Genomic DNA, 20,813 nt, shown 5'->3' with positions numbered 1-20,813 from the left:
CTGATTGAATCCCTCCCTGCTCCATGAGCGCCTGGAAACGGCTCGCTGCACCTTCGAGACCCTCGAACGCCAGCTTGCCGATCCGGCCGTTGCATCCAACCCCAGCCAGTTGCAGGCAATTGCCCGGGAACGGTCCCGCCTCGAGCCCCTGGTGCTCGACCACCTGCTACTCCAAAAGCTCGAACGGGAAGAGTGCGAAGCCCGGGCGCTGCTGAAGCAGCACCGAGGCGACCTCGCCATGGAAGAGCTGGCCCAGGAGGAGCTCACCTGCCTGGCCGGCTCAATCGGCGCGCTCCGCGCCAAACTCACCCTGGCCCTGCTACCCCAGGATCCCCGCGATCGGCGCAGCGTGATGCTGGAGATCCGGGCCGGGGCCGGGGGGGATGAAGCCGCCATCTGGGCTGGAGACCTGGCCCGCATGTACGAGCGCTACGCCCAGAGCATGGGCTGGCGGGTGGAGCCGGTGAGTGCCTCCGAAGCAGAGCTTGGGGGGTACAAGGAATTGATCCTGGCGGTCAAGGGAGAAGGCGTATTCAGTCAGCTGAAATTCGAGGCCGGCGTGCATCGGGTGCAACGCGTGCCGGCCACCGAAGCCCAGGGCCGGGTCCACACCTCCACCGCCACGGTGGCCGTGATGCCGGAGGCGGACCCAGTTGAGGTGCAGATCGATCCCACCGAGATCGAGATCAGCACCGCCCGCTCCGGCGGGGCCGGCGGCCAGAACGTCAACAAGGTGGAAACGGCCGTGGATCTGCTGCACAAACCCACCGGCATCCGGGTGTTCTGCACCCAGGAGCGCTCCCAGCTTCAGAACCGGGAACGGGCCATGGAGATCCTGCGGGCCAAGCTCTACGAGCGCCAGCTGGCCGAAGCCAATGCCGAGCAGCGCTCGGCCAGGTTGGCCCAAGTAGGCAGCGGCGATCGCAGCGAGAAGATCCGCACCTACAACGTCAAGGACAACCGCACTACCGATCACCGCCTCGGCAAGAATTTTGCGCTTGAACCCATCCTCAATGGCCAACTGCACGACCTGATCGGCGCCTGCGTCGCCGCGGATCAGGGCCGCCAGCTCGAGGAGCTGGCGAAACAGGTGTCCAGCTAGGCGGCCCCAATCACATATTTGGCCCACTCTCCATGGCGGCCCGCAGAGATCTGGCGAGCGGCCTCGAAGCGAAGGCTGCTGAGGGGGCGATGGGGTTTGGCCATCAGGGGCATGCCCGCTTCCCGGGGGGTGCGATTGCCCTTACGCACGTTGCAGGGCAGGCAGGCGGTGATCACATTCTCCCAGGTGTCGAGCCCGCCCCGGCTGCGGGGCACCACATGGTCAATCGAAAGCTGGTCGGCACTGCTGCCGCAGTACTGACATCGGTGGCCATCGCGATGGAAGAGGTTGCGGCGGGTGAGGGGAAGCTGTTTATAGGGAACGCGCACGTACTGACGCAGCCGAATCACGGTGGGCAGCATGGTGTCTCCCCGAATCCAACGGGAAGAATCATGTTCAAGACCCTCCGCCTTCCCCTTGAGCACCATCACCAGGGCCCGTCGCCAGGTGGTGATGTTGAGGGGCTCGTAGGACGCATTCAGAACGAGAACTTGGCCCATGCCAGCACCCGTGTGAGGCGGCATGCTAGTCGCAATCTCGCCTTCAATCCGTGACCCAGGCCACCGAGGCCAGCTGGAGCGCTGAGACCGCTGAAGCCGGACTGGCCCGTCAGCGGGCCTGGGTGGAGGTGAACACCGCTGCAATCAGTGCCAATGCCCGCAGCCTCAAGCGCCGAATCGGCCCAGCAACCAGCTTGATGGCCGTGGTGAAAGCCGATGGCTACGGCCACGGCTCGGTGCCTGTGGCCAGGGCCGCCCTCTCCGGCGGAGCCAGCCAGTGCGGTGTTGCCACCCTGGCTGAGGGCATCGAACTGCGCCGGGCCGGCATCGAAGCGCCGATCCTGGTGCTGGGCAACCTGACCCAGGTCGAAGAACTGCGCAGCTGCCTGCGCTGGCAACTGATGCCCACCATCAGCGGCATGCGCGAAGCCCTGGTCTGCCAAAACCTGGCCAGCGGCCAAGGCCGGCCCATGCAGCTGCAATTGAAGCTCGACACCGGCATGGCCCGGCTGGGGGCTGACTGGCCAGAAGGCCCCAGGCTGGTGGCGGCCATTGGCGAACTGGACGCCGTGCAACTGGCCGGCCTCTACTCCCACCTGGCCAGTGCCGATGTCCCACCCGCTGCAGATGATGGGCTCACCGCCCGGCAGCAACAGCGCTTCGAAAGTGTGTTGCAAGCCCTAGGCAACCAGAACCTGGAGGGACTCAGCTGCCACCTCGCCAATTCCGCCGCCACCCTGCGCAGCGGGGGCCTCCATTACGACCTGGTGCGAGTCGGTCTCGCCCTCTATGGCCATAGCCCCGCCCCCCACCTGGCCAGCGTCATCCCCCTGGAGCCGGCCATGGCCCTGCACGCTCGGGTAAGCCTGATCAGGGAGGTTCCCGCCGGCACCGGGGTGAGCTACGGCCACAGCTTCCACACCAGACGGCCAAGCCGCCTCGCCGTGGTCGGCATCGGCTATGCCGATGGCGTGCCCAGGCAGCTCTCGAATCAACTCGAGGTGCTCTTCCAAGGCCAGCGCATACCCCAGGTAGGGGCCATCACCATGGACCAGCTGGTATTGGATGCCTCCGACTGCCCGGCCCTGGAATCGGGCTCGGTGGTAACCCTGCTGGGGCAGGACGGCGACCAGCAGATCCGCCCCTCCGACTGGAGCGAGCGCTGCCAAACCATCCCCTGGGAAATTCTCTGTGGGTTCAAGCACCGGCTGCCCCGACTCACCGCCGCCCAGGCCGCCTGGGAGGGGCCCACCCCCGGGGCTCACTGATAAGCTCGTCAAGCTGCTGGAGAGGTGGCTGAGTGGTTGAAAGCGGCTCCCTGCTAAGGAGTTACAGGAGGCAACTCTTGTCGAGGGTTCGAATCCCTCCCTCTCCGTTTAGAACAGGTTTCTGGCGGGGTCACCCCCTCCTAAACCCGCCCAAAACCCTGATGGCGACCGAAATTGGTGGGTCAGCAGTTGTCTAATGGTGCCACACGGTACCCGCACATGGGTGTTGGAAGTGGTGTTGGATTCACAGTCATGTGGTGTTGGATGCCCGAATGGCGAAAAGGCAGTCCAGCACTAGATAACACCGGGGATGAGCGATGGTTCCACGCCACCTAACCCAACCGCCACCTCCTGCCGACCAACCCACTCACGACACCTCCGACTCAGGTGCTCGCCCAGAGAGTCCCAGACCTGGCGCTGCTTGAGGGAGGAGCAGGGCGTGAGCGACGGGGACGAAATCTCCGCCCGCTTCCTCAACCTATGGACGGGTCGAACACCGCCATAGTCCATTCATTAACGGCAGGCACTGGTATTGAGCGCGAGCAGGGGCAAGGTTTGTTCACAAAAAAATCCCTGACAGTTTCGACGCCGCCAGGGACATGCTTCCCGTCGCTCATGACGACTCGCTAACGCTATTAGGCATTTACACTCACGCCATGGGGTGATTGCCGCAGGTGTTCAGGCGGACACACTCAAGGCACTAACCACCCTCAGGACACCACCCCGTCGCCACCTCCTGCCGCGGCACCCACTGAGAGCACCGCTTGGTGAGGTGCTCGCCCTGGGGAATCAGACCCTGGTGAATCGGACAGGTCAGCAAGGTGACGCAGTGCCTACCGACCTCGTAGCGGAAGTGCTGACAGGTGATACAGACGCTTGAGGAGCGGCAGGGTCAAGGAGTCCATTGAGACCCTTGGCACTCCGGCGGTCGCCTCCAGCGTCCAACGCCCATACCGTGTCTTTATGACCCCGCTCAAGACCCCGATAAAGCGCCTGCTGCTGCTTGGTGCCCTGCTGGTGTTGGTTCCTGCCGCTTACGCCCAGGGACCCAAGATCCAGTGCCTTGGTGAGAACACAGTGGAGATGCGCTACTGCGCCGGCCTGTCCTGGGAGCAGTCCACTGACCAGTTAAAGCGCAAGATCCGCAAGGCACTCCTGAGGCAGTGGCAGGAGGCAACCCGAGCACTTTGCGCCCACGCCTATGCCCCCTACAAAGACGGCACCATCTACCCGCAGTTGGTGGTGAGTTGCAATGACAATCTTAATCGGGCACTGCTAAAGGAGTTCCGTCCGCTGAACAACCAAGGAGACCCTGAGAGGACGCCGTGACCACAGAGTTGCTGCTGGCAGTGGGCATCCCCGCCGCCTACCTGTTGATCAGCACTTCCCTGCTGCTGTGTCGCCACAAGACCCTGCCACCCTTTCTGCTGCGACTCAGCGCCCGCAAAGCAATCGCCTGGAACACAATGGTGGGACTTTCTATTGCTGTTGGAGCACTGCGGTGGGCGACGAGTCGGTAAGTCCTTCAGCGTTCAACATCCAAAACCTTCGGGGGCAGAACCTCTTGTTCCGTTGCCTGGAAACAGGATTTGTGACCCCTGCGCCTGCTGCTCTTGGTCGCTACCAACGCGGTAGAGGCAATGACCCGTCACGCAGAGAGCTCGTGAGTACACGACCTGCCAACTGGGTTAAAGAAGCGCCTACAACTGGCTGTGAGCACTGCGGAATGGTCCCAAAGAGCAACCAGTGGACATGCAGGCAGCACCAGCCGACTAAGCAGCGTCAGACATCCAGAGTGGTCAAGAAAAAACGAGTAGCGTAGAAGGAAAGCCCAAAATCAGTGAAGCAAAAAAGTTGGTACGAACAATTCTCAAAGATTGCCGCCAAGACATCAGGTAGATCAGGCACATTCACAGTTGCTTGCGCAGTCGTCGGACTATGGTTACTGAGTGGTCCCATATTTGATTACAGCGATACCTGGCAGTTGGCAATCAATACCGCCACGACAATCATCACTTTTCTAATGGCATTCCTGATTCAGCACACCCAGAACAGGGATGCCGAGGCGGTGCAAATCAAATTAGACGAACTGATCCGGGCAACCAAGGGAGCGCATAATGCCCTTCTTGATTTGGAGGAACTGACCGAACAGCAACAGGATTACTTCAGGGGACCTCGAAAAATCAAGAATTTCACACCTACAGCCGCTTGCAAAAAAAAAACGCCTTGCGGCGCCAAACGATCTAATAATTTGCACAACAAAACGACTAAATTGAATCAGGCAGCCTCATGAAAATTATTACTCATGCGAGTGCAAATGCACGATTTGCTCTTAGAAGATATCGCAAGAAGTTAAATGTCAGATTCTTGAGACCCCACCATGCTTTGTTTTTCTCAAGCCCAATCTTTCTAGTCATCTTGCCACCCATAGACATGGTCATGCAGCCAAAAACATGTTCCACACAAGCTCTAATTGCTGATTTAATACGGTTACGCTCTTTGGCTGCGTCGCTTAGCGGGTGATTGCGGCTGCCTTTTTCGTGAATGCAACTTTCAAAACCGCCAAGATCCAGTAGGTCTTCAAAGCGCTCGCCTGCAAAGGCAGAATCTGCCCAAACATAATCATCTGTGTTCTCAGGATCGAGGAGCATCGGCAGCATCTGACTGTCATGGATATTGGCCGGTGTCACGGCATAGCGTCTGATAAATCCATGTTCAACGTCGATACAGATACTGTTCTTGTAGCCATAGTGATTGATGCCGTTCTTTTTAACCCATCGCGCATCTAAGTCCTTTTGCTGCAATCGATTTGGGTTTTCGTCCCATCCTTCAGGCATGCGATTCTCTTTAATCTCCTTGTTGTCTTCTCTGCTATTCCGCTGCCGTGGCACTGGAACCAACGTTGCATCAATTATCTGCCCGCCACGGGCTTCGAGGCCTTGGGACCGGAGATAGGCCTCAAACTTTTCAAACAGCTCTTCGATTACCCCAGCCTTACGAAGCCTTTCTCTAAAAAAGGCGATAGTAGTAGCATCGGGAATATCGTTCATTACGCCTAAGCCAACAAACTCTTCAAAAGAACGGCGATCATTTACCTGGAACTCAGTGTCATCATCGCTCAAATTGAAAAGCTGTTGGAGCACCAGCATTTTGAAGAGGATCAGAGGATCAATTCTCCGCCGACCAGCATTGCTTTTCCGCTCTTGCGCATAACCTCTTTCGAGCAGTGGGCGAAATGATTCCCAAGGAATCGACTGGGAAAGTCGCTCAAGAACAGGTTTTTTAGTTTTGAGCTTTTCAACCCTCTGCTGCTCGGCCCAGAAGCCTCTCTGGCCCATACCAGGTATGCAATTAACTATCCAAATTATAAGCTATTGTCGCCTCAACGCAAGGGCTGGTCGTATTTTTCGAGGTGCCCTTCAGAGACAAGTACGAGGCGCTGGCACTTGAGGCACAAAAAAATTTACTGCTGGGGGAAACCGATACCGATAGTCCCGAATTAAAAGAATGAGGCGGCGGAGCATCACTGTAAGTAGAGACGCAACCGTTGCGCTGCTACCGAACCGACGGGGCCGTCCAATGCTCACAACGGTTGCTGGACGCCACCTGAGTAGGGAGCAGTGCTTGCCAGACCCTGCAGACGCCAGCAGTTCGATTGCAACCGCTGAAGTTCTGGCAGTTGATGCAACGAGGAGTGGGTGACGCCATGTGTGACGGTCGGGCAAGCGTCCATCATAAAACCCAAAGGGGATATGCGATCTCTGCATAACGGGCAAAACCCAGTCCCACAAGCGAGAATGGGAGGAAGTGACCAGACCGTGTGACCGACTCAGCGACCTTCAGCACCCCAGAAGCAGACGACGAAGACACGGGTGAAAGTCTGGACGGTCTGTATGACCTACTGGCATAAGTGAGGTCAGAGGGGGAACCAGCGCCTAAACGAGGTCGAGGCAGAGCGAAGAAGGAAGCACCCGCCAAGGATTTGAAGGGATTCTGAAACGCTACAAGTATCCGCCTGATCAAGAGGCGGCACCGATTGAGTTGGTGCTCCAGCAAACCGAGATGATTTCTGAGGAGTGGTCGAGATAAGATTTGGGCAACAAGATTCAGGCGGTTGTTGCCGATGCTTTGGAAAAGCAATTCTGAACGGGCACTACGCCTCGACAACCTCCAACAAATCCTCAATCCCACAATCAAGCACCGTCACGATCTTCCCCGCCAGATCCAGAGAAAGTGCTGATGCCGCCTTCTGATCGTTCCGAGCCAAGCGGGTGATGGTGGTTGCTGCCACCCCCGCAGCAACTGCCAAACCATTCATCGTGATTGCCTTCTCGCCCGCCTCCGCACGACGCAGATTTGACTTTGCGATTGCCTTGGCGAGGGTCAGCCGAACTTGCTTTGCCATAAGGCACACAATACATCAGGCACCTCGAAACGGCAAAGCAGTGCCTCAAGTGGCAATCATAGTCTTTAACGCAATATTATGAGCGTCAAGCGGCGAACCTAAGCAATGCCTCAACCACAACAAACCCCGCAAAAGCAACGATGCCAAGAAGCACGGGAAGACCAGAGAAAACCAAAAAAACTCTGCTAACGACTCACCCTAAAGCAAACCTAAAGAAAGGCGTGCCGCAGCAGGCACAGCAGAACCAACTGGAACATTCCGCAATTCAAGAGCGCTTGATGCTTCACACTCAGTTCTCTTTGCGATGAGTTGAGTGTTAAGGGCGAAAAAATCAAAGAAACCCGCCCTCCAAGACCTTTATCCGAATCCCAAAGAGGATCAGACCAATGCCAACCGACTTCTCCTCCATTGACCTGGGCACTATAAATGTTGCTCATGATGTCATCGTCTCTTCCATCCGCACGAGGTCTGTCAGTGGGAACAGGAGTCATCCGATCACGCTTCCGATGGCAACCTGAGTAATGCTGTGATGGTCAAGCACTGGCGTTTGCCGCCGACCTACTTTTCCACCACCATCGGCACCGAGTTCAAGAATCTGTTCTCCCCCACCAATCACCGCTCTGTTGCCGATCAGGTTCTAGATGCGGTCGCTCTGGAGGTCGTAGCGTCTCAGGAGGAACCAGAACTGGTTGCCCTTTGATGACTTTTGAGCATCCAGCACCATAACTACCCTATATAATGCTATGATTTCAGTGTTGAGAGGCAAAAACTTTTAGAAGTTCGCCCCTCCAACACCTTTTCCCAGAATCCCAATAGAGGATCCCAGATGCGCTTCCTTATCTCTGCCGGTGCTGGTGGTCTTCCCCGCCAGAATCAAACCACACGCCACAGCAGAAATGGCACACGAGCATCCAGACGCCCCTCAGCAATTCTCTGTGCGTTTGCCAAATGAAACGATGGGTCTGGTGACTCGGATCCAAGGATTCCGTAGACGCATCAACCAACCCACCACCCTCTCGGCAATCGTGGAAGACGCCATTGACCTCTATTACGCACGACTAGTGGAAGAAGGTGCAATTGAAGACAATAATCTCTTATGACCCCACCAATTGATCCAGAAGCACTCCACAGAGTCCTCCAGACCCTGCCTCCTGAACGACCAGAACCCTTCCCCCATCAGGCAAATCTGAGTCCTGATGCCCTTCTCAGCAGACGGGTAGATGTCACAGGCACCATCAAGACCCTGGAGCAGGAGAGGCAGGTAATTGACGCCGAACTACTAAGCACCTTTGGCGATGCTGAACTGCGATTTGGAGTTCGTGCCCCTGGTGGATGGATTCTGCGCTCACGGTCAAGAACCAGTTGGGACTACGATCCCGAAGTTCGGGATGCCATCAAGGGTCTCCAGAGGCAGGCACAACGGGATGGGAGGGCACAACCGATTAGCACTCACTACCTGATGATTTCTCAGTGAGTAGATTTTTTTGGGGGGTCTCCGAGGCAGAGTTAAACATCCTCTTGATTACCCATAAGCCTCCGCAACCCTGAGATCCCGCTCCGTGCAGGGCATGCAGCAACAGACCGCATTGGCAATGCGATCAGTCATCGCAACCATCGAGAAGCGCCGGTTGAACCGGAAGCAGAAGCCGCCCAGGTAGCGCCTGGCGTACTTGTCGAAATTGAAAGCGTGGAAGGTGCCGTTGAAGCCGGTCTTGAGGTTGCCCAGCACGGTGTTGATCCAACGGAACTGCGGCAAGTCGTTTGGGTGCTTCCCACCGGTGACGATGGCGTGATGGCTGCAGCCTGCCGTGGTCACGGCACGAAAGCAGGCCAGGCCATCGGAGAGCACCTGACTGCCGGGCGCCAGATGGCGCTTGGCCCACTCAGCGATGGCCTCTGAGCTGAAGCCACTCACGGCTGTGATCCTGGCGTGAATCAGCCGGCCCGCCTCATTCAAGGAGACGGCCGCGACGATGGGGATCTTGTTCTCTGAACCCCGACCTGCCTTGCCGCCCGGCAGTTCTCCGCCGAGGTAGGAATCATCGATCTGGACTTTTCCCCGCAGCAGGTAAGCCTCCTCCCGATCAGCCATCGCCCGCAGAATCTTGTGGTGCAGCAGCCAGGCGGTGTCGTAGTTCACGCCCAGGTGGCGGCTGAGCTCCAGCGAGGAGATCCCTGTTTTGGCCTGCCCGATCATGTAAAAGGCCAGAAACCAGGTGGTCAGAGGCAATTTCGTGGCCTGCATGATCGTGCCAGCCGTGAGCGTGGCCTGATGGCCGCAGCTGCGGCACTGATAGCGCTTGAGCCTGCGGCCATAGACCAGCCCATGCTCATGGCCATTGCAGCGGGGACAGCGGAACCCACCGGGCCAGCGCGCCTTCTCCAAAGCAGCCTCACATTGCACCTCGGTGCCGTAGAGCCGCTGGAAGTCAGGCAGTGAAAGGCCTTTCTGGAACTGGATGACGTTGCGCGCCATGACTGAACTGGTATGTGCGTACCAGTCTACGGCCCAGGCTCGCGGTGCGCGGAGCGAGCTGGGTAATCAAGAACATCCTTGAATCAGTATCAAGCAATACCAGACAGGGAGACCTAGTATCTATTTTACGCTTTTACACCAGAAATGACCACTGACGACACAGCAACCTCCTTCTACTTAGACCCTAAGAACTTCCCCAAGCGCATAGAACTGGAATTAAGAAGTGATATCGCGGGGAAAATGAAAAAACAGCAGAAGGATCAGGACGCTCCTTCTCGGTGGTCGCAACCGATATCCTCTCCAAAGCATTAGAACCGTAAAAGAGTTTTTGCGAAAACGAAGAACTCTACAGAAAACGCCCAAGAAAGCAAATAAGTATAAATGGTCACGCCTCAAGGGTTGCATCGCTACAGAGATTCATTATATTTGTGCTGCTGATACTCACAAACCCGATGCACAGCGACATTAATGGTGGCAACAAGCAATCTGTTGCCTTTAGAAAACCCCAGCGGATCACCATCACAGTCCCGAAGTCAGTCTATGAATATCTAGTGGAGACAAGTGCCTATGAAGGGCGTTCGCTCAGCAACTATGCCTCCTACCTGCTGGAGCGCTCCGCTGAAGGCAGATAAGAACTACCGCCACCTAACTGCCACCGTTGTGGATAAAAGCATTTGTGGCGCAACGAATCTGCCGGGCATCATGGAGTAGGTTGAAACCGATGTCATCACCTCACAGAGAAATCTGAAATGGTAAAAGATGAAGCGGATAGCGCCTTCCGACTTGACCCCAAGTTGTTTCCTGTACGACTTGACCTTGATTTGAGCGAGGAGGTCATTGAATCTCTCCAGTCAATTGCGAGCGCCACTGGTCGCTCACTCTCAGAGGTGGTGACTGATATCCTCTCCAAGAAAGCAGATCTTCCGTAAAGCGGGAAGGCGGTTCCTCAGATCAGAAGATGCATCGCACGAGGCGGAGACGAGCGCCATTGTTGCAATAGTTTGTAAATATATTTACCCCCCCCCGGGGGGGGCAAGGAATGGTTACGCTTATAATCACAAGGCCACCAAGGCAAAGCACGGGGATTAAGGTGGGTGACCGAACTGTAACTGTTCAGAGGTCGGGACGGCTCAGTGCGAACATTGTCCCTGCTGAACCCTTGACGGCAGCTTTATTACCGGTTGTATCTCAGGCAGAGACTGCTTGTGATGAGCACACCTCCGGCCGGAATTTCAGAAGCTGACTGGGAGACCTGGCCGGCTGGTGCAAGAGAGCTGATCCTTTCCCAGCATGAGGAGATTGAGCTGCTCCGCAGCCAACTCACCGCCCTGGCGAGCGAGCTGGCCAGCCTGCGGGAGCGGATTGGTCGCAGCTCCCGCAACTCCACCTAGCCGCAAGGCTTCTGCGCAGCAGTAACCTCCCTCCAGTGATGGTCTGGGTTTACCGCTGCGCGGAAGCCCTTCGGGCTAGAAGCCGCCAGAGCGGCGCAAGGGCAGTGGTCGCAAGCGGGGCGGCCAGCCGGGCCATCCCGGATCGGGGCCGGAACTGCTGCCGATCGAGCGGGTGGATGAGGTGGTGGAACACCACCCCGATGCCTGCCGCCGCTGTGGCACGTTGCTGCAGGGAGTGGGGGAGGATCCAGATCCCATGCGCCATCAGGTGATTGAGATACCACCGATCACACCGCTGGTGATCGAGCACCGGTTGCATCGCCTGGTGTGCCCCTGCTGCTCCACCAGCACCTGCGCGACGTTGCCGGCTGATGTGGAAGCCAGTCACTACGGCCCAAGGCTCAGGACCGCGTCCCTTTGCGTGGTGTAAAACCCGAGGCCCGAATGCCCTGATCAGAGGGTGAACAGGGTGGAATGACGGGCTGTCATTCCGGAGGCGCAGATGCACCTCGTTTTTTCACCTTGAATCAAGGGCGATTGACTTGTCAAGTCTTTCGCCCGATCGCGGATGTGTTGTGTTCTGGAGTGGCTGGCACCAGCTACAGGTTGTTGCCCCGGCCCCCGGGCGGCGATCAAGACCGCTGCGCCCTGTAGAGGCGCTGCAGCCTCGATCACCTGGGGCCTGTTTCCTGCAGCTCTCAGGCGCCGGCGGCCTGGAGGGTAGGGGTGTCGCCCAGTTCGGGGATGGTCGCCATGCTCTCGGCGGAGAACATGCGGCGGCCCTCCAGCTGCCAGTGCTCGTGTTGCTCCAGCAACACCGCCCCGACTAGGCGGATGATCGCAGGGTCGTTGGGAAAAATGCCCACGACCCTGGTGCGGCGCTTGATCTCCTCGTTCACCCGCTCCAGCAGGTTGGTGCTCCAGATCTTGCGCCAGTGGTCCTTGGGGAAGTGGCGGAAAGCCAGCACGTCCTCCTTGGCCTCGTGCATGAGCGCAGCGGCCTTGGGGAAGCGCTCCGCCAGCGAGGCCGCCAGATCATCCCAGCGCGACTCGATCTCCTCAGCGGTTTCTTGGGCGAACACGCTGCGCAGGGCAGCGGTGACCATGCCTTGGTGAGCCCTGGGAACACACTGCAGCAGGTTGCGGGCAAAATGCACCCGGCAGCGCTGCCAGACGCAGCCCTGCAATTGCCTGCGGATCGCCTTGGTGAGGCCGCTGTGGGCGTCAGAGATCACCAGCTTGACGCCACCCAGACCCCGCTCTTTGAGGTGGGAGATGAACTCCGCCCAGAAGGGCTCGCTCTCACTGTTACCCACCTTGAGGCCCAGCAACTCCCGGCGCCCGTCCTCGTTGACCCCCATGGCGACGACGACAGCGCGGGAGCAGACCTGCTGGGCCTTGCCCAGGCGCCCCTTGAGGTAGGTGGCATCCAGGTAGACGTAGGCGTAGCTGCTGCTCTCCAGCGGCCGGCCCAGGAACGCCTGCACCTGCTGGTCGATGTCCTGACAGATGCGGCTCACCTGCGACTTGGAGATGCCGCTCTGGGAACCCAGCGCCGCCACTAGGGAATCCACCTTGCGGGTCGAGACGCCACTGATGTAGGCCTCCATGATCACCGCGTACAGGGCCTGATCGACCCTGCGGCGGGGCTCGAGGATCGTGGGCAGGAAGCTGCCGGCTCGCAGTTTGGGGATCTGCAGGGCGAGATCCCCCACCTGGGTGGTCAGGGTGCGAGGCCGGTAGCCATTGCGTTGGTTGACCCGCTCCTCGCTGCGCTCATGGCGATCGGCACCGACCACAGCGGAGGCCTCCAGTTCGATCAGCTGCTGCAGGCCGTAGCGGGCCAGCTCGGGGATCAGCTCACCGGCGCTGCTGCCATCGAGTAGCGCCGCCAGTTCAGGCACGGCAGCATGGTGCTTGGGCATGGTTCGTCTGGTTGAGGTGGTACTCGAACCAGGGAAACGGGCCTGCCCACCCGGGGTCCCCACGAATCCAGCGCCCGAGGCGCTGAATTCGCGGGGTGCCCCGCCCCTTGCAACGCCAGCCGCTGAGCCGATCGCTTGAGGTGCGGACGCTCAGCCCCGGCTACGCCGGGGCTGAGGCCCAGGGGAATTACACCACTGCGGGGGACGCAGGCAGGCTCAGTGCCCTGGTGGGCCTGCTGGGCAGTGCCTTCCACTTGAGTTTCAGCAAGACCCAGGCCCTGCTCCAGCAGCTGGTGGGAGTGGAATTAGCTGTGGGGCAATCGCACGGGTCCGCCAGCGCCTGAGCGCAGCATTGGCGGAACCGATGGCCCAGGCGCTTGCGGCCGCCCGTCAGCAACCGGTGGCTTACGTGGATGAGACCGGCGCCCCCACCGGCAACGCCGCCGGGTAGCCCCGGGGAACTTCCCCCCGAGGCCCCCACAGATCCGGACGTGACACTCTCGCGTCATCCGGCTCCTGTCATCCAGCCGCAACATCAACACCACGCCAGTGAGCAAAAAGGTCCCGCCTCTCCTGAGCGATCCTCGCCAGAACTTGCCGGCTGCGGCGGTCATGTCGCAACAGCCGGCTGTGTTTCTGACGCAGCCATGCGCTCAGGTGCTCATTGAGATAGCCAAATAGCTTGGCCCTCAGTTCGGTTGGATAAAAACGTCCGTAATACTGAATCCAACCCCCTAGGATCGGATTCAGGAGCCGGGCGATCTCCTCCAAAGGCAAAAACATCCGCCTACGCAGATGCATTTTCCTGATCCTCTCTCGCATGCGCTTAAGCGCCTGCGGACTAACCGCTGGGAGGAAGCTCGTAAAGATCTCCCCATAGCGGTTCTTGGCCATACGTGGTCGGAAGCAAAAGCCGAGAAACGTGAACTGGATCTGATCGAACTGACCACGGCGGCTGCTATCCTTGCAATAGACTACTTTGGTCTTCTCTGGATGCAGCTGTAACCCGCAGGAGGTAAATCGCTCCTGCAGGGCATCCATGAGCCGTTCAGCCTCAGCTCGGCAGTGACAGTGACAGATCACATCGTCTGCATAACGCTCAAACGGGACGCGTGGAAAACTCCGTCGCATCCATTTGTCGAACGTGTAGTGCAGAAACAGATTGGCCAGTAGCGGGCTAATGACACCGCCTTGAGGCGTGCCACTGGTCCGGGGCTGAAGGCGCCCATCCGGCAATTCCACCGGAGCCTCCAACCAGCGCCGCAGATACAGAACAACCCAGCGCTCGGACGTATGGAACTGGATGGCCCGCATCAGGAGGTCATGATCGATCGAATCGAAAAACCCCTTGATATCGAGATCCACAACCCAGTCATACTTCCAGCAGCGCTTACGGCAGCTCTCCACAGCCTGGTGGGCCGACTTGCCCGGTCTGTAGCCGTAGGAGTCCTGATCGAAGATCGGCTCCAACTGGGGCTCCAGCATCTGCTTGACCACCATCTGCGCGATGCGATCAGCCACCGTCGGAATGCCCAGAGGGCGAACTCCGCCGTTGGATTTGGGAATCTCAACACGCCGAACCGGCGGCGGGAAGTAACTCCCGGATGCCATCCGATTCCATAGCCTATAGAGATTGTTCTCCAGATCCTTGGCGAAGTCATCCAGGCTCTGACCATCCACGCCGGCCGCATTCCCATTCCGTTTCACCTGCTGATAGGCCTTCCAGACCATCGCCTTGGTGATCGGTAGCGGCCTGTCCGGGCTCATCTCCTACCTCCTGCCAATGGCAGTTGTTGAGTTGATCCGGACGGGATAACACAGCCCCTTTGCTCCAGAGCCATTACAGCTCCTTCATCACTACTACGGGCTGATCCGCCCCTGTCATGGGTCTTGGTATTCGCCCTCGTGGTTGTGGCCACTTGTGGCTTTTCCTTTACACCCCATGCCAGGTTCCCACGTTCCACATCGAGGCCTGTGATGGGCTCATGCCGCCTGAACACCGGCTGCCGCGTGGACCGTAAGCAGGTAACGTCCACACTGATCCGGGTGCCGCCTACCTGCACCCGTTTTGACAGCATCTGGAAGACTTTTCGATGCGTCAGCGGCGATTCGCTGTTGCTCATCTTCCCATCACTCACCTGACAGCTCGAGGCCGCCTTTTCCCCATCGCTCACTACCGCAGCTCTTAACCGCAGCAGCATGGGGTGGTTTGGAGCCTGCCCCTGCAGGCCGGCTCCGGGAGGCCACACTCCCATCCTCGATGTAGTTGTGTCAGTGCTCATAAAGAACATTTGACTCGTGGCACAAGTAGACGCAGTCTTCCGCGAAGCGGTGGGCAACAATCCCACTGGAAAGCGGAGCTGGCAGTGGGTCATGGTCACCGCCGTGGTGACGGTATTCATCCAAGGCCTGAGTCGATCGACGGCCGCCGCCATCGAGCTGCTGGGGAACGCCTTTGGCGGGATTGTCGTGAGCGATCGCTTCTCGTCTTACAACCACCTGCCCACCCAGCAGCGCCAGCTGTGTTGGGCCCACTTAATCCGCGATCTGGTCGCCATCGCCGAACGCCCAGGCGCCAGCGCCGAATTCGGAGCAAAGCTGCTGGGCCTGCAGCAACAGCTGTTTGGCCACTGGCACAACTACAAGCAGGGAAAGATTGACTGGCCCGCCTTGCAGCAAAGCTGCCTGCCGATTCGCCAGACCTTTGAGGCCACCCTGCAGCGGGTAGTGGAGCTGGGCTACCAGCGCGGCGAGCGAACGCCTTGGGCCAGCACAGTGCGCACCTGCCAGCAGCACCAGAAGGTGACAGATGGGTTGTGGACCTTCCTGGAGAACGAGGGAATCGAGCCTGTCCCGCGTCAACCCCCTTGGCCGATTGGCGTCAATCAAGTTGGCCGGTGAGGGGAACTGATCGCCCCCCAGTTGTCGCCGGCGACAACTGGGGGGCGATGACGCTGGAGGCGACACGAAAACTGAGCCACACATCAGTCCGAGCCATTGCCAGCACTGACTTCCTCTGATCGGCACCAGGCGACAACCACGTTGGCCGGTTAGGCGCCGAGACCTCTGCTGAGCCTTGCCCTGGAGCGCACGAGCCGGCGGACCGCACAGTCCGCCGGCAGCGCGGAGCTCCCCGCCGGGGTCTGGCACCATCGGCACCAGGTTGTCGCCGGACGACAATCTCCCGGGCTGTTCTCCGCTTCTCTACGGCTGCTGTGGCTATTTGCTGCCGCTGCGCCGGCTTGCTTGGGCGCGGCGGTGGCTGTCGCCGCTGATCTCGACGATGTGGCAGTGGTGCACCAGCCGGTCCACCGCCGCCACGGTCATTGAGCTGCTGGGGAAGATCTCATCCCAGGCGGTGAACGGCTGATTGGCGGTGATCAGCAGCGATCGGCGCTCGTAGCGGTGGCAGATCAGCTCAAACAGCACGCTGCTCTCCTGTTCATCCCGCCGCACATAGCCAATGTCATCGATCAGCAGCAGCGGGTAGCGATCCAGCCGCTCCAGCGCTGCCGGCAGGTTGTATTCGGCGCGGGCCTTCTGCAGCTCCTGCACCAGGCTCGTGGCGGGATAGAAGCGGCAGGCCTGATCCAGGCCGATCTGCGCCAAGGCGATGCCGACCGCCAGGTGCGTCTTGCCCACACCGCTGGGGCCGAACAGCAGCACGTTCTCGCCCCGCTGCAGCCACTCGCTCTGGCGGCTCAAGGCCTCCAGTTCCTGCCATCGGTGCGCCTCGATCCGGCCGCCATGGTCGTAGTCCGCCAGCGCTTTGCTCCAGGGCAGCTGGGCCGCGCGCAGCAGCCGGTGCTGGCGGGCCTGCTGGCGTTGCTCCATTTCCTGCTCGCACAGGGCATAGAGAAACTGACTGGGGCTCCAGCCCTCGCCCTCAGCCTGCGAGGCGATGCTCTGCCAGTGGCAGCGGATCCATGCCAACCGCAGCTGTCGCAGCAGGATCGGCAGGGCGGCTTCCGCCGCCTGGGGCCGCGGGATGGAGGGCAAGGAGGTCGTCATAGCTCTGCAGGCTGTGTTGGGGAATGCGTTGCGGTGGGTGGGGGCGATGGGGCGGCAGCCGGAAGCGTTGCTGCAGCGCCGCCAGCGACAGCCCTTGCCGTTGATGGGCCTTCTCGAGCCAACCCAGCACTGGCTCGTAGCCCGCCAGGCGGCAGCCCACATACAGCGCCTCGACCATCAATCGGGCGGCGGCGTCACGGTCACCGCCATTGCGCAGCTGCTGCCACAGCTGCCACCAGCGCTCATCGGGGAACAGCTCCCGCTGGTAACTGCAGTGCAGCAATGCCCGGGGTTTTCGCCTGAGCGCATCGATCAGGTGCTCCAGATCGATGCTCCACGCCCGCCCATGACGCTCGACACCGCCGTGGCGCCGCTCCAGTTCGCAGGCGATCTGCCGGCCCAGAAGCAGCTGCAGCCGGTCGTGGAAGATCCGCACCGTCAGCCGCTGGTCGATCAGCCGCGGCGGCACCGAATACACGACTCTGCGTACCTCGATCGTGCTGGTGCGCCGCACCGTGAGCTGTTCAATGTCGTAGTCGGCAAAACGAAACCGCGGTAGTGGCCGCAGCGCCGCCTGCTCCTGCTCCAGCCGGATCAGGCGCGGCCTGTTGTACTGGTCAATCACCGCGGCCAGAAAAGCCTGGTATTCAGCCAGCGTCTCGAAATCACTGCTGCCGCGCAGCAGCAACGCCTGCTCGATCCGCCGTTTGAGATGGCCATGAGGACTCTCCACACGGCCGTTCTCATGCGCCACCCCCAGGTTGTTGCGGCTGTAGGCCAGGCTGTAGTGGCTGCAGAGGGCGTGATAACGGCGGGTGATGTCGGAGCTGAAACTGCCGTTGCGGTTACGGCACGCTGCTGATAACCGGTCGGTGCGCAGTTCACCTGGCACCCCGCCGCAGGCAGCCAGAGCGTTCTGCAGACCCTCGGAGAGGGCGGCAAAACTCTCGCCGCCCTGGACCACCTGCGCGTAGCTCCAGCCGCTCCAGGCCAGGCGGTAGTGGAACAGCAGATGGGGGAACACCTGGCCGGCGATCGTCACCTCCACCCCCTTGAGCTGGGTGAAGTCACAGAAGGCAATTTCGCCAGGCTCATAGCTCAAAGGGAAGATCACCTCCGGCGCCGGGCCGTGCAGTGCCTTCCACTCCCGCACCCGGCGCTGCAGGGTGCGCTGTAGCGGAATCCAGTCCACATCAGGTTTCTGCTGCTGCAGATGCTCCAGGAGCGTGATCGGCGTCAGCGCGGGTGAGCGCTGCAGCAACGGCACCAGCTCCTCCTCCCATACCCCTACCAGCGGATCGGGGCGGGTGCGGCCACGGGGCTGGTTCGCCCGCGGCTGCAGCTGATTGCATTCAATCCGGCGAGCACTGCGCACTGAGATGCCCGCCGCCGCGGCAGCAGCCTCCTGGCTGCTGCCGCCTCGTCGTTTCGTCATGAACAGATTGCGTTGGTGGCTTGTCAGTGGTGCCGGCATCACCTGGTCCCTGCGCATCGGCACCAGGGTCTCCAGCACTCACCCCACCGGCCAACGAGCTTGTCGCCGACCGGCCAACTTCATTGTCGGCGGACACGAGCCCACCAACAACGCCGCAGAGCGTGCGCTGCGCCAGTCGGTGATTCAGCGCAAGATCAGTCACGGCGTCCAATCAGCCAGCGGTGCCATCTGCCGCAGCCGCCTGCTCACAGTCACCACCACCCTTAGGCAACAGGGGCGGGATGTCTGGGAGTTCCTCGAGCAGGCCTGGATCTCCCATCACCGCGGTGGGGTGATGCCGTCACTGCTGAGCGATCCCTGAGGGCAGAAGAAAGGGTGGCACCGCATCTTTGCTCACTCAGAGATGAGCGATGAGGCGCGCATTCGCGCGGCGGCGCGTCCCGACCCCTGAATGCTTACACCGAACTAAATAACGACAGCGTTCCTGGCGCAGATTTTAAAAAACCTAGACAAATCAGCATCTCACTCCCGCATTCTCTATACGAGATCCTGCAGAAGCAGAGCATCAGGGAAGGATGCTCGCTAAGCAGTCTTGCCGCAGAGGTATTAGAGCAATTCTTAAATGAGATCAATGATTAGGCAAAACTGGTGGGCGCAAACACGAAAAGGCACAAATCCCTGCTCTCCCGCTAGCAAGCACAAAGAATATCAAGTGACTTTCCTGCAAAATCCACAAAAGTAATAAATTTATTTACTGTATCCGCCTTAGGGTTCCATTATCAGACACCGATGATCAGTTGCAGGTGAACAATTGGATTAGTGCTGGCGTTTCCACGGAGCAACCAGCGCTCAGTAGTGCCGCTTCTTAGTAGGGCACGAAAGTCGTCTGCACCAATCAAAATGCCGCTTCCTTCTGCCAGAGCAACCATCTCCTCTGCGGTCGTGCTGGCATAGAAGACCCGTTCAAACCCTGGGTCGCCATCTACCAAATGGCAGAGGTGATCCAGGGCATCCAGCAGCAGAGGCGAGGAGCATTCCACCGACGACGCTCAAGCAAGTAGAACCATCATGGGCAGAAGGGGGCATTGATTAAAAAGATGATTGAGTACAGCGTCTTGTGCTACAATCACAGAACTGAACTCCACAGAGGGTCAATCCAATGCTCAAGACATCCAGCAACGGCACTCAGGCAACAACCGCCGTCAAGTTCTCTCTTCGCCCTACTGCCGAAACCCTGGCGGATCTGTCCCGTCCCATTGACCCACGGCACCTCAAGACAAGAAAGCAAGGCACAGCAACCCTGACCTACTACCCCTGGAACACCATTGCCCGTCACCTTCACCATCGTCGGCAGTTGCCCCCAAGATTCAGATGCTTTGGGAAACATCCCTCATTCATGGGCCTGTAGACAGTTAATTTTGACAATCTTGTGGCACGTATAGCCTCCTTTAAGTCAATTAGCATGAACTGATCTTTCATCGTGCCTGCTCCATATAATGTATAATCAGGTCCGATACCAAAGCATCTCGCTTTTAGCTTATTTCTTGGCACTATTGTATCACAAACTTGTGGCGATTGTAAGAAGCTAAAGGATGGCATTGACTGCATTCGGCGCCTTGAGTTTGCATACTCTATGTGGTGTTGAATATGGTGTCGGAGTCCACCTCCACCAAAGAGAAGAGTCGTCTCTTCCCGTGTCACCACTTCGCACTGAGAGTCACAACGAAGGAGTCCCTCTCCGTTGAATTCGAATCCCCAGGGATTCCAACCTCCCGCCCCCCGGCTACAGCAGCCGTGGGGGCTGGCTGTAGCAGGGGCTGGCCCTAAGCCTGAAAGTGGCCGACCAGGGAAACCATGTAGCCAATCGTGTGGAGAACTTCGCCAGAGGTATAGACACCTAGAACGGCCTCCAGGCCGTAGCTCCCATTGCAAAGAGTGTTGACGGAACCCGTACAGGAGTTCACGCTCCAGCCCACCGTTGAAATCCCGCCCACACCATTGATGGTGATCAGGGGGGTGGACTGCTCCACAAAGAACGACTGACTTTGACCAGGCACCGCAGGCAGGGCCAGATTCAGGTTGAGCGTTTCATTGGCCCAGCCACGGCTGCCTCCCATCGAACCCTTGGCTTGGTAATCAACGACAACAACGCCAGAGAGTTGAATCAAAATACTGTTGCCCGCCCCCTGAAAGTGAAGGGAGTGGGCCGACTGGAAACGCTTTGCATCCGATGGCGCCAGTTGGTTGATGTTCATATCGGCCGCACTAGAAGCAAAATTTCACTGTTAGCCTATCAGCAG

25 protein-coding genes and 1 tRNA gene are annotated in these 20,813 nt (G+C 59.2%); 14 read left to right on the top strand and 12 right to left on the bottom strand.

The features are described 5' to 3' along the window. Nucleotides 1-4 precede the first annotated feature (4 nt). The gene (prfA, locus tag H8F27_RS10050; protein ID WP_197147984.1) at nucleotides 5-1,102 is read left to right on the top strand and encodes a peptide chain release factor 1; all 1,098 of its coding nucleotides are present in this window, start codon (nucleotides 5-7) and stop codon (nucleotides 1,100-1,102) included. Here the strand turns inward: prfA and H8F27_RS10045 are convergent. After that, nucleotides 1,099-1,602, bottom strand: coding sequence for an HNH endonuclease (locus tag H8F27_RS10045; RefSeq protein WP_197147983.1), 504 nt, complete (start codon nucleotides 1,600-1,602; stop codon nucleotides 1,099-1,101). The two genes, prfA and H8F27_RS10045, sit on opposite strands and share 4 nt — an antisense overlap. Before the next feature lie 50 nt (nucleotides 1,603-1,652). On the opposite strand from H8F27_RS10045, the gene alr reads away from it, so the two are divergent. From alr to H8F27_RS10020, 5 genes are all read left to right on the top strand, one after another. Further along, a complete protein-coding gene (gene alr / locus H8F27_RS10040) occupies nucleotides 1,653-2,870 on the top strand; it encodes an alanine racemase (RefSeq protein ID WP_197147982.1) in 1,218 nt (405 codons plus the stop codon). Nucleotides 2,871-2,888: 18 nt separating this feature from the next. Further along, nucleotides 2,889-2,977: transfer RNA gene (locus H8F27_RS10035), tRNA-Ser, on the top strand. Between the two features lie 856 nt (nucleotides 2,978-3,833). Beyond that, nucleotides 3,834-4,199, top strand: a complete 366-nt coding sequence (locus H8F27_RS10030; RefSeq protein WP_231596188.1) for a lysozyme inhibitor LprI family protein — start codon at nucleotides 3,834-3,836, stop codon at nucleotides 4,197-4,199. Further along, nucleotides 4,196-4,390, top strand: a complete 195-nt coding sequence (locus H8F27_RS10025) for a hypothetical protein (protein ID WP_197147981.1) — start codon at nucleotides 4,196-4,198, stop codon at nucleotides 4,388-4,390. The genes H8F27_RS10030 and H8F27_RS10025 overlap by 4 nt, the downstream gene beginning before the upstream one ends. A gap of 320 nt (nucleotides 4,391-4,710) precedes the next feature. After that, a complete protein-coding gene (locus tag H8F27_RS10020; protein ID WP_197147980.1) occupies nucleotides 4,711-5,163 on the top strand; it encodes a low affinity iron permease family protein in 453 nt (150 codons plus the stop codon). A gap of 10 nt (nucleotides 5,164-5,173) precedes the next feature. Here the strand turns inward: H8F27_RS10020 and H8F27_RS10015 are convergent, their stop codons facing one another. The 3 genes from H8F27_RS10015 to H8F27_RS10005 all read right to left on the bottom strand — a co-directional run bounded on the left by H8F27_RS10015 (nucleotide 5,174) and on the right by H8F27_RS10005 (nucleotide 7,766). Beyond that, the gene (locus H8F27_RS10015; RefSeq protein WP_197147979.1) at nucleotides 5,174-6,208 is read right to left on the bottom strand and encodes an IS5 family transposase; all 1,035 of its coding nucleotides are present in this window, start codon (nucleotides 6,206-6,208) and stop codon (nucleotides 5,174-5,176) included. Nucleotides 6,209-7,023: 815 nt separating this feature from the next. Continuing rightward, nucleotides 7,024-7,275 (bottom strand): helix-turn-helix domain-containing protein, encoded by a 252-nt coding sequence (locus H8F27_RS10010; RefSeq protein WP_197147978.1) that lies wholly within the window; start codon nucleotides 7,273-7,275, stop codon nucleotides 7,024-7,026. A 209-nt stretch (nucleotides 7,276-7,484) separates the two neighbouring features. After that, nucleotides 7,485-7,766 carry a hypothetical protein gene (locus tag H8F27_RS10005; RefSeq protein WP_197147977.1) on the bottom strand — a complete coding sequence of 94 codons (282 nt, stop codon included), beginning with the start codon at nucleotides 7,764-7,766 and terminating at the stop codon, nucleotides 7,485-7,487. 38 nt (nucleotides 7,767-7,804) lie between these two features. Here H8F27_RS10005 and H8F27_RS10000 point away from each other — a divergent pair, with 38 nt between their 5' ends. Both H8F27_RS10000 and H8F27_RS09995 read left to right on the top strand, forming a co-directional pair. After that, a complete protein-coding gene (locus tag H8F27_RS10000; protein WP_197147976.1) occupies nucleotides 7,805-7,975 on the top strand; it encodes a hypothetical protein in 171 nt (56 codons plus the stop codon). 148 nt (nucleotides 7,976-8,123) lie between these two features. Continuing rightward, complete coding sequence (locus tag H8F27_RS09995; protein ID WP_197147975.1) at nucleotides 8,124-8,375, top strand: hypothetical protein; 252 nt, start codon at nucleotides 8,124-8,126, stop codon at nucleotides 8,373-8,375. 422 nt (nucleotides 8,376-8,797) lie between these two features. Here the strand turns inward: H8F27_RS09995 and H8F27_RS09990 are convergent, their stop codons facing one another. Beyond that, nucleotides 8,798-9,751 (bottom strand): IS1595 family transposase, encoded by a 954-nt coding sequence (locus tag H8F27_RS09990; protein WP_197147974.1) that lies wholly within the window; start codon nucleotides 9,749-9,751, stop codon nucleotides 8,798-8,800. A 428-nt stretch (nucleotides 9,752-10,179) separates the two neighbouring features. On the opposite strand from H8F27_RS09990, the gene H8F27_RS09985 reads away from it, so the two are divergent. The 3 genes from H8F27_RS09985 to H8F27_RS09975 all read left to right on the top strand — a co-directional run bounded on the left by H8F27_RS09985 (nucleotide 10,180) and on the right by H8F27_RS09975 (nucleotide 11,572). Continuing rightward, complete coding sequence (locus H8F27_RS09985) at nucleotides 10,180-10,383, top strand: hypothetical protein (RefSeq protein ID WP_231596187.1); 204 nt, start codon at nucleotides 10,180-10,182, stop codon at nucleotides 10,381-10,383. Nucleotides 10,384-10,959: 576 nt separating this feature from the next. Next, the gene (locus tag H8F27_RS09980; protein WP_197147973.1) at nucleotides 10,960-11,142 is read left to right on the top strand and encodes a hypothetical protein; all 183 of its coding nucleotides are present in this window, start codon (nucleotides 10,960-10,962) and stop codon (nucleotides 11,140-11,142) included. 172 nt (nucleotides 11,143-11,314) lie between these two features. Then, the gene (locus H8F27_RS09975; protein WP_197147972.1) at nucleotides 11,315-11,572 is read left to right on the top strand and encodes an IS66 family transposase zinc-finger binding domain-containing protein; all 258 of its coding nucleotides are present in this window, start codon (nucleotides 11,315-11,317) and stop codon (nucleotides 11,570-11,572) included. Nucleotides 11,573-11,840: 268 nt separating this feature from the next. Here H8F27_RS09975 and H8F27_RS09970 read toward each other — a convergent pair whose 3' ends face one another. Then, nucleotides 11,841-13,067 carry an IS256 family transposase gene (locus H8F27_RS09970; RefSeq protein ID WP_197147971.1) on the bottom strand — a complete coding sequence of 409 codons (1,227 nt, stop codon included), beginning with the start codon at nucleotides 13,065-13,067 and terminating at the stop codon, nucleotides 11,841-11,843. Nucleotides 13,068-13,162: 95 nt separating this feature from the next. On the opposite strand from H8F27_RS09970, the gene H8F27_RS09965 reads away from it, so the two are divergent. Continuing rightward, nucleotides 13,163-13,411 carry a hypothetical protein gene (locus H8F27_RS09965; RefSeq protein WP_197147970.1) on the top strand — a complete coding sequence of 83 codons (249 nt, stop codon included), beginning with the start codon at nucleotides 13,163-13,165 and terminating at the stop codon, nucleotides 13,409-13,411. 175 nt (nucleotides 13,412-13,586) lie between these two features. Here H8F27_RS09965 and ltrA read toward each other — a convergent pair whose 3' ends face one another. After that, nucleotides 13,587-14,834: a group II intron reverse transcriptase/maturase gene (gene ltrA, locus H8F27_RS09960; protein ID WP_197147969.1), complete on the bottom strand. Its 1,248-nt coding sequence runs from the start codon at nucleotides 14,832-14,834 to the stop codon at nucleotides 13,587-13,589. Between the two features lie 531 nt (nucleotides 14,835-15,365). On the opposite strand from ltrA, the gene H8F27_RS09955 reads away from it, so the two are divergent. Continuing rightward, the gene (locus H8F27_RS09955; RefSeq protein ID WP_197147968.1) at nucleotides 15,366-15,968 is read left to right on the top strand and encodes a transposase; all 603 of its coding nucleotides are present in this window, start codon (nucleotides 15,366-15,368) and stop codon (nucleotides 15,966-15,968) included. A gap of 318 nt (nucleotides 15,969-16,286) precedes the next feature. Here H8F27_RS09955 and istB read toward each other — a convergent pair whose 3' ends face one another. Together istB and istA are read right to left on the bottom strand one after the other, a co-directional pair. After that, nucleotides 16,287-17,000, bottom strand: coding sequence for an IS21-like element helper ATPase IstB (gene istB, locus H8F27_RS09950; protein ID WP_231596186.1), 714 nt, complete (start codon nucleotides 16,998-17,000; stop codon nucleotides 16,287-16,289). Then, nucleotides 16,954-18,552: an IS21 family transposase gene (gene istA, locus H8F27_RS17605; protein WP_231596185.1), complete on the bottom strand. Its 1,599-nt coding sequence runs from the start codon at nucleotides 18,550-18,552 to the stop codon at nucleotides 16,954-16,956. The genes istB and istA overlap by 47 nt, the downstream gene beginning before the upstream one ends. Between istA and H8F27_RS09945 the strand changes: the two genes are divergently transcribed. Continuing rightward, on the top strand, nucleotides 18,512-18,874 hold the full coding sequence (locus H8F27_RS09945) for a transposase (RefSeq protein WP_197147966.1): 363 nt from the start codon (nucleotides 18,512-18,514) through the stop codon (nucleotides 18,872-18,874). The two genes, istA and H8F27_RS09945, sit on opposite strands and share 41 nt — an antisense overlap. Before the next feature lie 418 nt (nucleotides 18,875-19,292). Here H8F27_RS09945 and H8F27_RS09940 read toward each other — a convergent pair whose 3' ends face one another. From H8F27_RS09940 to H8F27_RS09930, 3 genes are all read right to left on the bottom strand, one after another. Beyond that, nucleotides 19,293-19,553 (bottom strand): hypothetical protein, encoded by a 261-nt coding sequence (locus H8F27_RS09940; RefSeq protein ID WP_231596184.1) that lies wholly within the window; start codon nucleotides 19,551-19,553, stop codon nucleotides 19,293-19,295. 298 nt (nucleotides 19,554-19,851) lie between these two features. Beyond that, a complete protein-coding gene (locus H8F27_RS18285; RefSeq protein WP_370594509.1) occupies nucleotides 19,852-19,977 on the bottom strand; it encodes a helix-turn-helix transcriptional regulator in 126 nt (41 codons plus the stop codon). 359 nt (nucleotides 19,978-20,336) lie between these two features. Then, on the bottom strand, nucleotides 20,337-20,768 hold the full coding sequence (locus H8F27_RS09930; protein ID WP_197147964.1) for a hypothetical protein: 432 nt from the start codon (nucleotides 20,766-20,768) through the stop codon (nucleotides 20,337-20,339). Nucleotides 20,769-20,813: the final 45 nt, after the last annotated feature.

The sequence above is a fragment of the Synechococcus sp. CBW1108 genome, from assembly GCF_015840335.1.
In the GTDB taxonomy this organism is placed as follows: domain Bacteria; phylum Cyanobacteriota; class Cyanobacteriia; order PCC-6307; family Cyanobiaceae; genus Cyanobium_A.
This window is presented reverse-complemented; position numbering and strand designations above follow the sequence as displayed.

Excerpts from the sequence above, each read along its gene's own strand:
- H8F27_RS10045 (WP_197147983.1), bottom strand. The coding sequence starts at position 1,602 with ATGGGCCAAGTTCTCGTTCTGAATGCGTCCTACGAGCCCCTCAACATC.
- H8F27_RS09990 (WP_197147974.1), bottom strand. The coding sequence starts at position 9,751 with ATGGCGCGCAACGTCATCCAGTTCCAGAAAGGCCTTTCACTGCCTGAC.
- H8F27_RS10000 (WP_197147976.1), top strand. The coding sequence starts at position 7,805 with ATGGTCAAGCACTGGCGTTTGCCGCCGACCTACTTTTCCACCACCATC.
- istA (WP_231596185.1), bottom strand. The coding sequence starts at position 18,552 with ATGCCGGCACCACTGACAAGCCACCAACGCAATCTGTTCATGACGAAA.
- H8F27_RS09970 (WP_197147971.1), bottom strand. The coding sequence starts at position 13,067 with ATGCCCAAGCACCATGCTGCCGTGCCTGAACTGGCGGCGCTACTCGAT.
- H8F27_RS10030 (WP_231596188.1), top strand. The coding sequence starts at position 3,834 with ATGACCCCGCTCAAGACCCCGATAAAGCGCCTGCTGCTGCTTGGTGCC.
- H8F27_RS18285 (WP_370594509.1), bottom strand. The coding sequence starts at position 19,977 with ATGCTAATTGACTTAAAGGAGGCTATACGTGCCACAAGATTGTCAAAA.
- H8F27_RS09930 (WP_197147964.1), bottom strand. The coding sequence starts at position 20,768 with ATGAACATCAACCAACTGGCGCCATCGGATGCAAAGCGTTTCCAGTCG.
- H8F27_RS09980 (WP_197147973.1), top strand. The coding sequence starts at position 10,960 with ATGAGCACACCTCCGGCCGGAATTTCAGAAGCTGACTGGGAGACCTGG.
- H8F27_RS10005 (WP_197147977.1), bottom strand. The coding sequence starts at position 7,766 with ATGACTCCTGTTCCCACTGACAGACCTCGTGCGGATGGAAGAGACGAT.
- H8F27_RS10010 (WP_197147978.1), bottom strand. The coding sequence starts at position 7,275 with ATGGCAAAGCAAGTTCGGCTGACCCTCGCCAAGGCAATCGCAAAGTCA.
- ltrA (WP_197147969.1), bottom strand. The coding sequence starts at position 14,834 with ATGAGCCCGGACAGGCCGCTACCGATCACCAAGGCGATGGTCTGGAAG.
- H8F27_RS09945 (WP_197147966.1), top strand. The coding sequence starts at position 18,512 with ATGAACAGATTGCGTTGGTGGCTTGTCAGTGGTGCCGGCATCACCTGG.
- H8F27_RS10015 (WP_197147979.1), bottom strand. The coding sequence starts at position 6,208 with ATGGGCCAGAGAGGCTTCTGGGCCGAGCAGCAGAGGGTTGAAAAGCTC.